Below are 14,089 nucleotides of genomic sequence, written 5' to 3' on the forward strand. Positions count from 1 at the left end.
GTCAGCTCACTACTCCGGTCATGACCGCGATGGGCACGGCGATGAACCCGCCGGTCAGGACGGCCGCGACGGCCGTCGAGGTGACCTTGAGGGCGCGGTCGCGGTGCGGGCGGCCCGCGCCGAGGGTCTGGGCGGCGCTCCACAGGCCGTGCCGGATGTGCGCGCCGAGGGCCAGCATCGCCACGATGTAGATGGTGTTGCCGTACCAGGTGGAGAAGGTCGCCACGACGTTCTGGTACGGGTGGCCGGGCTCGGCGTGCTCGTTCACGGTGAGCGTGGTCAGGTCCAGGATGTGCCAGACGATGAACAGGCCGAGGATCACCCCGCCCCAGCGCATGGTCCGCGTGGCGTAGCTCGCCTTCTGCCTGCGGCGCGCGTACTTCTGGGGCCGCGCGGCCAGATCGCGGCGGCTGAGCTGGTACGCGGCCACGGCGTGCAGCACCACCGAGGCCACCAGCGCCACCCGGATGATCCACAGCAACCACTCGTAGTGCAGCGCGGGTTCGCCGAGGGTGCGCAGCCAGTGTGCGTAGCCGTTGAAGTCGCCGGGGCCGAAGAAGATCTTCAGGTTGCCGAGCATATGGGCCGCCAGATAGGCCAGCATGATCAGCCCGGTGACGGCCATCACCGCTTTTTTGCCGACGGTCGAGCGCCACACGGAGCCGATGAGAGACAGGCTCCGCGCGGACTTCCGCGGCGGTTCCGGCCGCTGTCGCGGCCCCTTCTGAACGGGCCGCTCGGGGTCCGTCCGCGTCGCCAGTGCCATGCACAAAACGCTAAGGACCGCTTTGCGATTCGTCCAAGACATGGCATGGCTCGATTCCATAGCCAGGGACTATCATGCCTGCGTGAGACTGCAGCAGCTGCGTTATTTCGTCACCGTGGCCGATACTCGCCATTTCACGCGCGCTGCGGAGATCCTGCATGTCGCCCAGCCCTCGCTGTCCCAGCAGATCCGCACCCTGGAGCGGGAGCTGGGCGCCGAGCTGTTCCACCGCGCCCGTGGCAACATCGCCCTCACGGACGCGGGCGAGGCCCTGCTCCCGCTGGCCCGGCAGATCCTCGCCGACACCGAGACCGCGCGCCGCGAGGTGCAGGAGGTCGCCCAGCTGCGGCGCGGCCGGGTCCGGCTCGGCGCTCCGCCGAGCCTGTGCGCCAGCCTCGTCCCGGATGTGCTGCGCCGCTTCCACGACGAGTTCCCCGGTATCGAGCTGATCGTGGACGAGGGCGGCTCGCAGGACCTGGTGCGCACCCTGGCCGCGGGCGAGCTGGACCTCGCGCTGATCATCACCCCGCTGGCCGGGCAGGCCCCCGCGCTGGCCACCACCGAGCTGCTGCGCGAGGAGCTGGTCGTGGCCTCCTCGCCCGCGTCCCCGCCGCCCGTGCGGCGCCGCCACATCCGCGTCGAAGATCTGCGGGACCAGCCGCTTGCGATGTTCCGGCGCGGCTACGACCTGCGGGAGTTCACCACCTCGGCCTGCCGGGCGGCCGGCTTCGAGCCCTCGTTCTCGGTCGAGGGCGGGGAGATGGACGCGGTGCTCGGCTTCGTCCGGGCCGGGCTGGGAATCGCCGTGATCCCGGGGATGGTGGCCGCCAGGTCCGGGCTGCGGGCCACGCCCTTCGCGGGCCACGGCATGCAGCGCACCATCTCCGTCGCGCACCGCAAGGACGTCGCGCCGCCGCGGGCGGCGCGGGAGCTGAGCCGGGTGCTGCTGGAGCATCTGCGCTCGGCGAGGGCGGGGGAGAACCTGACGCCGGGCACCAGGCTGCTGCCGACCGTTCCCGACTCTGCGACGGGTTCTGATCCTGGCTCTGATCCTTCTGGCTCTGATTCTGGCTCTGGTTCGCGCTCTGGTTCTGGCTGAGCGCTGCTCAGCCCCAGATGGCCCGGGCCAGCGCCGCGCCGGCGAAGGCGGCGCCGAGCCCGGTCGCCACGCTCGCCACGACATTCACGACCGCGAAGATCCGGGCGCCGTCCTCGGCCAGCCTCAGCGTCTCGTAGGAGAACGTCGAGTACGTGGTCAGGGCCCCGCACAGCCCGGTGCCCAGCAGCAGCTGTAGCCGCGAGGAGGCGGCTCCGGCCGTGGCGGCGCCGGTGAGCAGGCCCAGCACCAGACAGCCCGCGACATTGACGGCGAAGGTGCCCCAAGGGAACACCGAATCATGTCTGGCCTGCACCGCGCGGTCGGTCAGATAGCGAAGTGGCGCGCCCACCATGCCGCCGGCCACCACCAACAGCCAGTTCACCGAGGATCCTCGCCTCTGTCGTCGCCGTCCTCGCCCCTGCCCGGGAACCTGATCACCTCGACCGGATCGAGGACGACAAGACCCTCACCGACGATCTCCTCCAGCTCGGGCAGGAAGGCCCGCACCCGCTCCTCCGTATCCACGATCACAATCGCGACGGGCAAATCCTCGCTCAGTGACAGCAGCCGAGAGGTATGGACGACCGACGTCGAGCCGAACCCCTCGACCCCGCGGAAGACGCTCGCGCCCGCGAGCCCCGCGCGATGGGCGCGATGCACGATCTCCGCGAACAGGGGCCGACGGTGCCAGGTGTCGTTCTCGCCGACGAAGACGGTCAATCGCAGGCTGCTCATCGCGCGCCCCCGCCGTCCGCGCGGTCCGCGCCGGTTGTGTCGGTCGCGCTGGTCGTGTCGTGGGCGCCGCGCGGCCCGGACACCCCCATGACGCGTCGCGTCGCCGCCACCGCGGCCCACACGGCCGCCAGCGCCGCCAGCGGGGTGGCCGCCAGATAGGCCAGCGCGGTGGGCAGGTGACCCCCGTCGGCCAGGCGCTCGATGTCCACGGCGTAGGTCGAGAAGGTGGTGAACCCGCCCAGCACCCCCGTCCCGAAGAACGGCCGCATCAGCCGGTGGGCCGCCCACACCTCGGTGATCAGCACCAGGAGCACGCCGATGAGCGCACAGCCGACGGCGTTGATCACGAATGTCGTCCAGGGGAACGCACCCGCCGGGGTCGGCCACAGCAGCGCCATCCCGTAGCGCGCGGCCGCCCCGGCCCCGCCGCCGACCGCCACCGCGCAGACCACCGGACCCTGCCCGCGCCAGGAGCCGTGGCGCGCGGGCGGGGTGGAGGTGTGGCCGGGGTCGATGGGCTCGTGCACCACCGGAGACCGTGAGCTGCCCATAGGCCTCAGATTACGGGGTGCGCGGCGGGTCCCCCACAGGGCTCCGGACCCGCTGACGCGCCCGGAACGCACACCTCCGCATCCCCGTGCCGCTGCGGCAGTACGTTGCCCCGATGGCGCAGGCGAATCCGGACATCCCAGGCGAAATGCGGGCGTGGGTGGTGCGGGACCCGGGTCGGCTCGACCGGGTGGAGCTGCCGGTTCCGCGACCCGCGGCGGACGAGCTGCTGGTGCGGGTCCGGGCCTGCGGAGTGTGCCGCACCGATCTGCACGTACGCGACGGCGACCTGCCGCCGCACAAAACCCCCGTCGTCCCCGGCCACGAGGTGGTCGGGGAGGTGGTCGCGGCGGGTCCGGCGGCGGAGGGGCCCCCGGCCGGGACCCGGGTGGGGATCCCCTGGCTGCGCCGGACCTGCGGCCACTGCCGCTACTGCGTGAGGGGCCGGGAGAACCTGTGCCCGTCGTCGGAGTACACCGGCTGGGACGCGGACGGCGGATACGCCGAGTACGCCACGGTCCCCGCCGCCTACGCGTATGAACTGCCCGGCGGCTACGCCGACGAGGAGCTCGCCCCACTGCTGTGCGCCGGGATCATCGGCTATCGCGCGCTGCGCCGCGCCGAGCTGCCGCCGGGCGGCCGGCTCGGCATCTACGGCTTCGGCGGATCGGCGCACCTCACCGCCCAGGTCGCGATCGGCCGCGGCGCGGTGGTCCATGTCCTGACCCGCTCGGCGGCGGCGCGCGAGCTCGCGCTGGAGCTCGGCGCGGCGTCCGCGGGCGACGCGTACGACCGGCCGCCGGAGCCGCTGGACGCGGCGATCCTCTTCGCGCCGGTGGGGGATCTGGTGCCGGTGGCCCTGGAGGCGCTGGACGGCGGCGGCACCCTGAGCGTCGCCGGGATCTATCTCTCGGACACCCCGCCCCTGGACTACGAGCGGCACCTCTTCCGCGAGCGCACCCTGCGCAGCGTCACGGCGAACACCCGGGAGGACGGCCGGGAGTTCCTGAAGGCGGCGACCGCCCACCGGCTCCGGGTCACCGTGACGCCGTATCCGTTCGAGCGGGCGGACGCCGCGCTGGACGACCTGGCGGCCGACCGGGTGCACGGGGTCGCGGTGCTGAGGATGGATCAGGAGCCGTCGGCCTGACGATTTTGCTTTCCAAGCGAATTTTTTCTGCCTGCTGTCAAAAGGTGTCAGAAGGACTCCCATGGACCTGAATAAGCACGTCATCGAAGAATTCCGGGCGAACAACGGAAAAGTGGGCGGCACGTTCGAGGGCGCCCACCTGATCCTGCTGACCACAGCCGGCGCCAGGACCGGCAGGCCGCATACGACCCCCACCACGTATCTGCGCGACGGAAACCGCTATCTGGTCTTCGGCTCCAACGCCGGCGGTCCCAGGCATCCGCACTGGTACCACAACCTGCTGGCCAATCCGCATCTCACCGTGGAACTCGGCACCGCGGAGGGGGCCGTCAAGCCGTTCGCGGCGCGGGCGGTGGTGCTGGAGGGCGAGGAGCGCGATCGCTACTGGGAGCTCCAGTGCTCGCGGGACCCTGGCTTCCGTGCCTACGCGGAGCAGATCGAGCGGACGGTGCCGGTCGTCGCCCTCCACCTCCTGGACCTCGCCGGAAATCCGGAGCGCAACCGCATGATCGGCCAACAGCTGATCCTCCACCACAACGAGCTGCGCTCCGAACTCCGGCGCGTCCGCGACGGGATCGACCGGGTGCTGGCGGGGGAGGCGGCGCCGGAGCCGGAGGCCGACCTCGCCGCCCGGCTGCGGCGGCACTGCCTGACCTTCTGCTACGCGCTACAGACCCACCACATCCAGGAGAACGGCTCGTTCACCGCCTTCGAGCAGCGGTTCCCGCATCTGGTCCCGGCCATCACCCGGCTGCGGCAGGAGCACGAGGTGGTGGAGCGGGCCCTGGCCGAATTCGAGGCGCTGGTGGCCGGGGACGGCGGGGGGCTCCCCGGCGATCCCGCCGGCGCGGAGAAGCTCCGCGCCGAGCTGGACCGGTTGGTCTCGGGCCTGGAGGAGCACTTCGCGTACGAGGAGCGGCACCTGCTGCCCGCCCTGGAGGCGCCCCTCCCGTCGTAATCCCCCCGCCGTAAGCGGCGGCGCGCGTCCCGGGATAGCTTTGCTGTGAAGGCGAAGGCATAAAGCCATGAGGGGGTAGGAGGCATGTCGGCGAAGCGTGAGCCGCGGTCCGGTCCGGAGTCCGCCCTGAGCTCGGACCAGGCGATCCGGGCCATGCTGCTGCTGATGCCGCGCGTCGCCGCCCGGCTCAAGCGCACCAGGATCCCGGAGCGGCTGCGCTCCTTCAATCTGGCCCCCAGGCATCTGTCGCTGCTGTCCTACCTGCTGTTCGACGGCCCGATGCCGGTCAACGAGCTGGCCGCCCGGCTGGAGGTCGCCCCCACGACGGTCAGCCTGATGGTCGGCGACCTCAGCCGACAGGGCGTCCTGGAGCGCCGCACCGACCCCGCCGACCGCAGGCGCACCATCGTCGCCATCACGGAGGACGAGGAGACCCGCTCGGCCATCGACACCTGGCTCGCCCACGGCGCGAACGCCTGGCGCGCGGCGTTCGACCAGCTCACCCCCGAGCAGCGCGCCGTGTTCGTCCGGACGATCGAGACGTACGAGCGTGAGGTCTCCGGCTCGGCGGACTGAGCGCGTGCCGGGGTGGGGACAACCCCACATCGCCGGCACCGCGGGCAGCGCCGTGGTCTTCGCCGGCCTGACCGTGATCATCGCGCTCTGCGGGCTGACCGTCGTCGGCATCCCGTTCCTGAGCGTCATGGGCCTGGCCGCGGCGGGCACCGTGCTGATGGCGGTGCTGGTGGCGATCACCCTGCTGCCCGCCCTGCTCGGGTTCGCCGGAACCCGGTTGCGGCCCAGGCCCGGCTCGCGCGCCGACCGGCGGGAGCGGGACATGGCCGGCGGCCGACAACGGCACCGCGGCGCCCGAGTCGACACAGCGCAAGGCGTACGACCTGATCTCCGACGCTTTCGGCCCCGGCCGCAACGGGCGGCTGCTCGTTCTCGTCCGCACCGCGGACACGGACCCGAAGGCCGCCGCCACCGAGGTGGCCACCGGGATCGACCGGCTCGATCTGCCCGACGTCATGTCCATCAGCTCACCGCAGGTCGGCGCGGACGGCCGGACGGCGATCGTGACCGTCGTCCCGAAGGCCGGCCCCCGGGCCGAGGCGACGGTACAGCTGGTCCGCGACATCCGCGCCGTCACTCCGGAGCTGGGCGCGGCGGCGGACGCCGAGGTGCTGGTCACCGGCTCAACCGCCGCGGCGATCGACGTGTCCGACCGGCTCGGCGACTCACTGCTGCCGTTCGCCGCGATCGTGGTCGGACTCGCGCTGCTGCTGTTGCTGCTGGTCTTCCGCTCGATCGTGGTTCCCCTCAAGGCGGCCTTCGGGTTCCTGCTCTCCGTCGGGGCGGTATTCGGCGCGGTCGTCGCCGTCTTCCAATGGGGCTGGCTCGCCGACCAGTTCGGTGTGCCGACCACGGGACCCGTCTTCAGCTTCATGCCGATCGTTCTGATCGCGGTCCTGTTCGGACTGGCCATGGACTACGAGGTCTTCCTCGTGTCGCGGATGCGGGAGGAGTACGTCCACACGGGCAGGCACGGTGAGACGGGCAGGCACGGTGAGTCCGTGATCGCCGGATCCCGGTACGCCTCGCGGGTCGTCACCGCGGCCGCGCTGATCATGTTCTCCGTGTTCGCGAGCTTCGTGACCGCCGAGGATCTCACCCTCAAGCCGATCGCCTTCGGCCTCACCGTCGGCATCGTGGTCGACGCCTTCCTGGTCAGGATGACTGCGACGCCGGGTGTCCAGAGATCAAAGTTGGAGGATCCGACAGGGTGCTCTGCCGATTGAGCTACCGACGCGAGCGCCGGACGGGACTCGAACCCGCAACCACCCCATTAACAGTGGAAGTAGGACCCGCCTTCGCACCTGGACGGCTCCACTGTAATCGCCCGCACTGACGGTGCCGACCGGTTTTCGGGGCCGTCGGCCGGCGCCGACCTCTCCGGCGCTCCCTCTCTACGTGCGTAGAGGGGGAGCGGAAAGCGCCCCCGGCAGGACTCGAACCTGCGGCCAAGTGCTTAGAAGGCACCTGCTCTATCCACTGAGCTACGGGGGCCGGACGGTGGATCACGCAACTGCTGAGCCCCCGGGTGCCTGCGGTTCCGACGGTGCGGGGCCGTGGTGCCGGTGGCCGGGCTCGGCGGATCCGTGACCTTGCCGGGGACAAGGATAGGGCTCCGTGCGCCTCGCCTCGGTTGCTTCACCTCCGTGGCACGTTGTGGAGGTTCGGTGAAGCGGTTTGATAATCGCAGGCAGGTGCGAATCCCGCATCGTTTTTCGCGCCTCAGAAGGCGGGTGTTGTCTACTCGTTATGCCCGTGCCCCAGTCGCCACGCCCGCCCCTTGGTCAATCTGGGGTAATCCGGGTGGGTCTGTTTGACGCACATGAGCGAGCATACGCTTCAAAAAGATCCCAAAAGCGGGCATTCTTCACCCGTGGCGATCTTGGACGTACGGCCCCGACTGCTCGACGCACTGACCGCACTGCGCGACCGCGTCGATGCCGCACGGTTTCCGCTCCCCCTTCCCGGCGCCGACCGCGCTCGCCGTGGCCGCGCCGAACTGCTCGCCCAACTGGATGACTACCTCGTGCCCCGGTTGCGCGCCCCCCAAGCGCCCTTGCTGGCGGTCATCGGCGGATCCACCGGCGCCGGGAAGTCCACGCTCGTCAACTCGCTCGTGGGCCGCCGCGTCACCGAGGCCGGAGTGCTGCGCCCGACCACGCGCACGCCGGTGCTCGTCTGCCATCCGGAGGACCGCCAGTGGTTCGTCGGACAGCGGGTGCTGCCGCAGCTGGCCCGGGTGTGGGTGCCCGCGCAGAGCGAGCGGGCCGAGGGCGGGTACGAGGAGGAGGCGTACGACGGGACCGCGTACGAGCAGGTGACGTACGAGGGCGCGGCGTACGAGGGCGCGGCCTACGACGAGACGGACAAGGCGGCGCGGACGGCGGCCGGGGCGCTGCGGGTCGAGACCGACCCCGGGCTCGCGCGCGGGCTCGCGCTCCTCGACGCGCCGGACATCGACTCCCTCGTCGCCCGCAATCGCGACCTCGCCGCCGAGCTGATCTGCGCCGCCGACATCTGGGTGCTGGTGACCACCGCCACCCGCTACGCCGACGCCGTGCCCTGGCATCTGCTGCGCACCGCCAAGGAGTACGACGTCACCCTCGTCACCGTCCTGGACCGGGTGCCCCACCAGGTCGCCGCCGAGGTCTCCCACCAGTACGCGGCGCTGCTCACGGCGGCCGGGCTGGGGGACGTGCCCCGCTTCACCATCCCCGAGCTCCCCGAGTCCGCGGGCGGCGGCAGCGGGCTGCTGCCCGGCACGGCCGTCGCGGCGCTGCGCGACTGGCTCACCCGGCACGCCCAGGACCCGGCCGCCCGCCACACCGCCGCCGAGCGGACCGCCGCCGGGGTGATCGCCTCGCTGCGCGCCCGGATGCCCGCGCTGGCCGGGGCGGCGGCGGCCCAGCACGCGGCGGCGGTGCGGCTGGTGCAGCACGTGGACGGCGCGTACGACGAGGCGGCCGAGCGGGTGCGGCGCGAACTGGCCGGCGGGGCGGCGCTCGCGGGGGGCGCGCTCACCCACTGGCACGGCCGGCCGTACGACAGCACTCCCGAAGAACTCCTCGCCGCCCTCGCCGACTCCCTCGCCACCCTGTTGCGCAGCGTCACGGCCGCCGCCGACGAACGGATCGCGGAGGCGGGCCGGCGCGACCCCGCCGCGCGCGCCGGGCTCGCGCCGTGCGACGCGCGCGGCGCCGGGGAGCGGATCGGCGTGGCCGTACGGCGCTGGCAGCGCTGTGTCGAGGAGCTCGCCGAGGAGGAGGTGGCCGCACGGGCCGCCGAGGGCGGCGCCGGCTGCGCCCCGGACGAGGCCGCCGCGCTGCTGGTGGCGTCCCTGATCGGCGGGCGCCGCACCCGTACGGCGGGCGAGCGGCTGGCCGAGTCGCTGGGCGCGCACGGGGCGCTGCACCTGCGCGACCAGGGTCGGCGGCTGCTCGACGACTGCGTCGGGCGGGTGCTGGCGGCGGAGCGCGACCGGCGGCTGGCCCCGCTCGACGCCCTCAACGTGACCCCGGACCACCAGGTCCGGCTGATCGCCGCGCTGTCCGTACTACAGAAGGAGAGGTGACGGTGGTGACGGCCACTACGACGTCCGGGCCGGAAGGTGCGCCCTCGCATGCGCCGTCCCAAGCGCTCTCGCATGCGCCCTCTCAGGAGACCGTCGCCCGGAAGCCCGCGCCGCCCCGGCAGACGCAGACGTGGGACGACGGCCTGATCGCGCGGCGGGTGCGGGGCCGGCGGCCCGGACCGCCGGTCGCGGCACGGGAGACGGAGCCGACGGCGGAGGCGGGGAGCGGTCCGGTGTGGGAGCTGGAGCCGAAGGCGGAGGTGGCCGCGCCCGGGCGGGAGGCGACCTACGAGGAGGGGCACGGCCAGGGGCGCGAAGAGACTTACGGCGGGGGGTATGGCGGTGTGTACGGCGGGGCGTACGGCGAGAGGTGTGGCGAGGGGGACAGCAGGGGGTACGGCGGGGCGTGCGGCGTCGGCGGCGGCGCGGCGCGCAAGCCGTACGCGCCGGCGTACGAGCACGGCGGCCGCGGCTTTGCCACCGGCGCTCTGCGACCGCGCCTCGAGGCGCTGCGCGAGCTGGTCGGGCTGTCCCGCACCCGGCTGGACGGGCGCACGCTCGGCGAGGCGGGGCGGGTGCTCGACGAGGCCGTCGCACGGGGGCGGCATCCGCTCGGACACACCGTCGTGGCCCTCGCCGGGGCCACCGGAAGCGGTAAGTCCACCCTCTTCAACGCCCTGGCCGGGGCGTATGTGTCCGAGGCCGGGATCCGCCGCCCCACGACCGCGGCGCCCCTCGCGTGCGCGTGGACCGACCACGCCGACGGCCTGCTCGACCGGCTGGACATCCCGCACCGGGACCGCCGCCGCCCCGCCTATCCGTACGACCCGACGCTGCGCGGGCTCGTCCTGCTCGACCTGCCCGACCACGACTCGGCGGCCTCGGGGCACCGCGAGCGGGTGGAGCGGCTGCTGGGGCTGGTCGACGCGGTGGTGTGGGTGGTGGATCCGGAAAAGTACGCGGACGCGGTCCTGCATGAGCGCTATCTGCGCCCGCTGGCCGGATATGCCGAGGTGACCTTCGTCGTGCTCAACCAGGTGGACCGGCTGCCGGGTGAGGCCGCCGACCAGGTGCTGGACGATCTGCGGCGGCTGCTGGACGAGGACGGGCTCGCGCTCGGCGAGCACGGGGAGCCGGGGGCGACCGTCCTCGCGCTGTCCGCGCTGACCGGCGCGGGCGTCGGGGAGCTGCGGGAGGCCCTGGGCCGGCTCACGGCCGAGTGCGGGGCGGCGGAGCGCCGGCTGGCGGCGGATGTGGACGGCGCGATGGAGCGGCTGCGCCCGCAGTACGTGGCGGACGGGGCGCCGGTCGGTTTCTCCGCGCGCGCCCGGGCGGAGTTCGAGGAGCGGCTGGCGGACGCGGCGGGCGCGGTGGCGGCCGGGCAGGCGGCGGAGCGCGCCTGGCTGCGGGACGCGCGGTGGGCGTGCGGGACGCCCTGGGGGCGGCTGAGGCAGCTGAGGCGGGCGGGGGCCATGTGGTCCGGGGAACGGGACACGGAGGACGGAGGGAGCGGCGGCGCGGCCGGGGCACGGGCCGGGACCGCGCTGGAGATCCCGGGGGCGAGGGCGAAGGCGGCGGCGGTGGCCGCGGTCACCGCCCGGCCCGCGGTGGAGGAGGCGGTGCGGACCTTGGCGGCCGAGGCGACGGCGGGGTTGCCCGCGCCCTGGGCGCAGGCCGTACGGGAGGCGGCGGCGTGGGGCGGCAAGGGGCTGCCGGACGCGGTGGACGAGGCGGCGGCCGCGACGGCGGACCGGCGGCTGTCCCGGCCCCTGTGGTGGTCGGTGGTGGCGGCGGCGCAGGTCGCGCTGGCGGGGGTGTTGCTGGTGGGGGTGGTGTGTCTGCTGGCGGTGGTGGCCGGGGTGTTCGGCGGTCCGGCGTGGTGGGTGCCCGCGCTGCCGGCCGCGGCGGCGGGGGCCTGCGGGCCGGCGCTGGCCTGGGGGTGCGGGCTGGCGGCTCGGGGGCCCGCGCGGCGGTACGGGCTGGCGGCGGAGCGGCGGCTTCGGGAGGCGGCCGCGGAGTGCGGGCGGACGCGGGTGCTGGAGCCGGTGACGGCGGAGCTGGCGCGCTACCGGGAGGTGCGGAAGCAGTACGTGATCGCGGCGGGCGGGGGCGCGGCGGGCGGGGTAGTGGCGGGTGGGCTCGGTTCACCCGGCCGGGGGGCCGAGTTGTCCACAACCGGGGAGTAGCCCACAGGCCCCGGCGGGCCGGCGCGATCGCGTGCAGCATGAAGGCGGAAGGGCATGCGAGCGCGGTGAAGTGACGGGGGAGGCGGCGCGGTTGAACGAGACCTGGCTGACGGTGGTGGGCAATGCCGCGACGCGGCCGGACTATTGGGAGACGGCGGCCGGCGTCGCGGTGGCCCGGTTCCGGCTGGCGGTGACGGCGCGGCGCTGGGACCGGGCGCGGGAAGCGTGGATGGACGCGTACACGAGCTTCTACACGGTCTGGGCCTGGCGGGGGCTCGCGGTCAATGTGGCGGCGTCGGTGTCGCTCGGTGAACCGCTGGTCGTGCACGGCACATTGCGGGTGCGGGAGCGGACGGGGGAGCGGACGGGGGAGCGCCCCGGGGTGGAGCGACCGGGGGAGCAGCAGGTGGATCGGCCGGCGGATCGGCCAGGGGATCGGCAGCGGGAGGACACCGGCGGGGCCAGGCGGTGGATCACCGCGGACATCGACGCGGTGGCGGTCGGACACGATCTGGCGCGGGGTACATCCGCGTTTCGCAGGGTCTCGCGGGCTAAACCTCTTTTAAACGTACCGACCGGGGCAACACCCCCGTGATTCCCGGGTATTTGTCGATAAAGCCAGGTCAGATGGGATCGTGTGATGAGATAACGATTTCGATTCGGATTGGTTGGGCCTTGGTATTCCTGGGGACCAGGACGAGGGTTCTCCCTAGGATCCCTGGTGCTAACGGGGGCTCCTGAGTTTTGAGTTCGCTGGCGAGGCGCACCCACATACTGGCGCTCGCCCGGAGGGGAAACCATGATTTCTGTAAAGAGGCGGGGCTCTGCTCGCCTTGCCGCCGCTGTCCTGGCCTCCGGCCTGGTCGCGGCGGGTGCGATGGTCACGGCCGGCACCGCCGCGGCGGACGAGGCGCCTCCGAGCCAGGGCGGCGCCACCGCCACGCTGAGCGGTCTCAAGACCTTCGATCAGGCGGTCATCCACGACAAGGGCAAGGATCAGCGGGTCGGCGCCGGACTGTTCGAGATGGCGGTCGACAACGGCGGCACCATCCAGACGTACTGCATCGACCTCCACAACCCGACGCAGAGCAAGGCGAAGTACGAGGAGAAGTCCTGGAGCGCCACGTCGCTGGCGCACAACGCCGGCGCGGGCAAGATCAACTGGATCCTGCAGAACTCCTACCCGCAGGTCAACGACCTCTCCGCGCTCGCGGCCAAGGCGAACTCCGGCCCCCTGACGGAGAAGACCGCGGCCGCCGGCACCCAGGTCGCCATCTGGCGCTTCTCGGACGGCGCGGACGTCGACGCGGCCGACCCCGCGGCCGAGAAGCTGGCCGACTACCTCGAGAAGAACGCGCAGAGCCTCGAGGAGCCCAAGGCGTCGCTGACCCTGGACCCGCCCGCGGTCTCCGGCAAGTCCGGTGAGCGCCTGGGCCCGATCAAGGTCCACACCAACGCGGACAGCGTCACGGTCACCCCGGGTGACACCGCCGCCTCCGGCGTCAAGGTCGTCGACAAGGGCGGCAAGGCGGTCACCAGCGCCGCCGACGGCAGCGAGCTCTACTTCGACGTGCCGGCCGGCGCCGCCGACGGCAGCGCCACGCTGACCGCCCAGGCCGCCACCAAGGTCCCGGTCGGCCGCGCGTTCGCCAGCGCCACCAAGAGCCAGACCCAGATCCTGGCCGGCTCCAGCGAGTCCACCGTCTCCGCCACCGCCACCGCGGACTGGGCGAAGAAGGGCCCGATCCCCGCGCTGTCCGCCGAGAAGAACTGCGCCAAGGGCGGCGTGGACATCACCGCGACGAACAAGGGCGACGAGGCGTTCACCTTCGAGCTCCTCGGCGAGAAGCACACCATCGAGGCCGGCAAGTCCGAGACCGTCACCGCCCCGGTGAAGGAAGACCAGGCCTACAAGTTCACGATCACCGGTCCGAACGGCTTCGAGAAGACCTTCTCCGGCGTGCTGGACTGCAAGACCGCGAGCACCGGCGGCGGCAGCGGTGACGAGACCCCGTCCTCGCAGCCGAGCCCGGCGTCGGCCGGTGGCAGCAGCGCGGACAGCAGCGGCGGCGACCTCGCCGAGACCGGCAGCAGCAGCAACACCCCGATCATCGCGGGCGTCGCCGTGGCGCTCGTCGTGATCGGTGGCGGCGCGGTCTTCATCGTCCGCAAGAAGAAGGCGGCTCCGGCGGGTGAGTGATCACTGACTCGAAGTAATCGCTGAAAGGGCCGGGGCCTCGGAAGAGGCTCCGGCCCTTTCGCGTATTCGCGTGCGATGGGGCGTGCCGCGGTATGCGGCTGATGTGTGACCGTTGTGTGGCCGCCGTGCGTCGGGAACAGGCCCGGGCCCGGGTGGAGGGATAACGGGTTTCCTTCGCGAGCTTGGCGTACGGCAAGATGGGGTGTATCTGACGACGCGGCGCAGCCGCATGCCGACCCACGCGGCGACCCACGCGGTGACCCACGCGGTAAGGCCGCACTTCGATACCTACGATTGCC

At 72.8% G+C, this 14,089-nt stretch carries 12 protein-coding genes, 2 tRNA genes and 1 pseudogene; 9 read left to right on the forward strand and 6 right to left on the reverse strand.

All coding sequences use genetic code 11. From position 1 onward, the window contains the following. Nucleotide 1 precedes the first annotated feature (1 nt). The gene (locus ACWY4P_RS35130) at nucleotides 2-766 is read right to left on the reverse strand and encodes a succinate dehydrogenase cytochrome b subunit (protein ID WP_456204578.1); all 765 of its coding nucleotides are present in this window, start codon (nucleotides 764-766) and stop codon (nucleotides 2-4) included. Nucleotides 767-848: 82 nt separating this feature from the next. Here ACWY4P_RS35130 and ACWY4P_RS35135 point away from each other — a divergent pair, with 82 nt between their 5' ends. Continuing rightward, nucleotides 849-1,865 (forward strand): LysR family transcriptional regulator, encoded by a 1,017-nt coding sequence (locus ACWY4P_RS35135; RefSeq protein ID WP_456204579.1) that lies wholly within the window; start codon nucleotides 849-851, stop codon nucleotides 1,863-1,865. A 7-nt stretch (nucleotides 1,866-1,872) separates the two neighbouring features. Here ACWY4P_RS35135 and crcB read toward each other — a convergent pair whose 3' ends face one another. From crcB to ACWY4P_RS35150, 3 genes are read right to left on the reverse strand one after another with little or no spacing between them, the layout of a single operon-like run. Next, nucleotides 1,873-2,247: a fluoride efflux transporter CrcB gene (gene crcB, locus ACWY4P_RS35140; RefSeq protein ID WP_456204580.1), complete on the reverse strand. Its 375-nt coding sequence runs from the start codon at nucleotides 2,245-2,247 to the stop codon at nucleotides 1,873-1,875. Then, a complete protein-coding gene (locus ACWY4P_RS35145) occupies nucleotides 2,244-2,600 on the reverse strand; it encodes a DUF190 domain-containing protein (protein ID WP_456204581.1) in 357 nt (118 codons plus the stop codon). Before ACWY4P_RS35145 ends, crcB begins: the two co-directional genes overlap by 4 nt. Further along, a complete protein-coding gene (locus tag ACWY4P_RS35150) occupies nucleotides 2,597-3,151 on the reverse strand; it encodes a FluC/FEX family fluoride channel (RefSeq protein ID WP_456204582.1) in 555 nt (184 codons plus the stop codon). Before ACWY4P_RS35150 ends, ACWY4P_RS35145 begins: the two co-directional genes overlap by 4 nt. A 146-nt stretch (nucleotides 3,152-3,297) precedes the next feature. On the opposite strand from ACWY4P_RS35150, the gene ACWY4P_RS35155 reads away from it, so the two are divergent. The 4 genes and pseudogenes from ACWY4P_RS35155 to ACWY4P_RS35170 all read left to right on the forward strand — a co-directional run. Then, nucleotides 3,298-4,299: a zinc-binding alcohol dehydrogenase family protein gene (locus ACWY4P_RS35155; RefSeq protein ID WP_456213163.1), complete on the forward strand. Its 1,002-nt coding sequence runs from the start codon at nucleotides 3,298-3,300 to the stop codon at nucleotides 4,297-4,299. A gap of 61 nt (nucleotides 4,300-4,360) precedes the next feature. Further along, nucleotides 4,361-5,257: a nitroreductase/quinone reductase family protein gene (locus ACWY4P_RS35160; RefSeq protein WP_456204583.1), complete on the forward strand. Its 897-nt coding sequence runs from the start codon at nucleotides 4,361-4,363 to the stop codon at nucleotides 5,255-5,257. A gap of 84 nt (nucleotides 5,258-5,341) precedes the next feature. Next, nucleotides 5,342-5,833 (forward strand): MarR family winged helix-turn-helix transcriptional regulator, encoded by a 492-nt coding sequence (locus tag ACWY4P_RS35165; RefSeq protein WP_456204584.1) that lies wholly within the window; start codon nucleotides 5,342-5,344, stop codon nucleotides 5,831-5,833. A 34-nt stretch (nucleotides 5,834-5,867) separates the two neighbouring features. Then, nucleotides 5,868-7,059: pseudogene (locus tag ACWY4P_RS35170) on the forward strand (MMPL family transporter); the annotation flags it as partial. 12 nt (nucleotides 7,060-7,071) lie between these two features. Here the strand turns inward: ACWY4P_RS35170 and ACWY4P_RS35175 are convergent. Further along, nucleotides 7,072-7,135 (reverse strand) — tRNA-Ser (locus ACWY4P_RS35175). Nucleotides 7,136-7,254: 119 nt separating this feature from the next. Next, nucleotides 7,255-7,327, reverse strand: a tRNA-Arg gene (locus tag ACWY4P_RS35180). 388 nt (nucleotides 7,328-7,715) lie between these two features. Between ACWY4P_RS35180 and ACWY4P_RS35185 the strand changes: the two genes are divergently transcribed. The 4 genes from ACWY4P_RS35185 to ACWY4P_RS35200 all read left to right on the forward strand — a co-directional run bounded on the left by ACWY4P_RS35185 (nucleotide 7,716) and on the right by ACWY4P_RS35200 (nucleotide 13,790). Next, entirely contained in the window at nucleotides 7,716-9,404 is a 1,689-nt protein-coding gene (locus tag ACWY4P_RS35185) for a dynamin family protein (protein WP_456213164.1), read from the forward strand. Beyond that, the gene (locus ACWY4P_RS35190) at nucleotides 9,401-11,590 is read left to right on the forward strand and encodes a GTPase (protein WP_456204585.1); all 2,190 of its coding nucleotides are present in this window, start codon (nucleotides 9,401-9,403) and stop codon (nucleotides 11,588-11,590) included. Before ACWY4P_RS35185 ends, ACWY4P_RS35190 begins: the two co-directional genes overlap by 4 nt. 91 nt (nucleotides 11,591-11,681) lie before the next feature. Then, on the forward strand, nucleotides 11,682-12,185 hold the full coding sequence (locus ACWY4P_RS35195) for a single-stranded DNA-binding protein (RefSeq protein WP_456204586.1): 504 nt from the start codon (nucleotides 11,682-11,684) through the stop codon (nucleotides 12,183-12,185). A gap of 204 nt (nucleotides 12,186-12,389) precedes the next feature. Further along, nucleotides 12,390-13,790, forward strand: coding sequence for a Cys-Gln thioester bond-forming surface protein (locus tag ACWY4P_RS35200; RefSeq protein ID WP_456204587.1), 1,401 nt, complete (start codon nucleotides 12,390-12,392; stop codon nucleotides 13,788-13,790). Nucleotides 13,791-14,089: the final 299 nt, after the last annotated feature.

This window comes from Streptomyces sp. LZ34 (assembly GCF_053890475.1).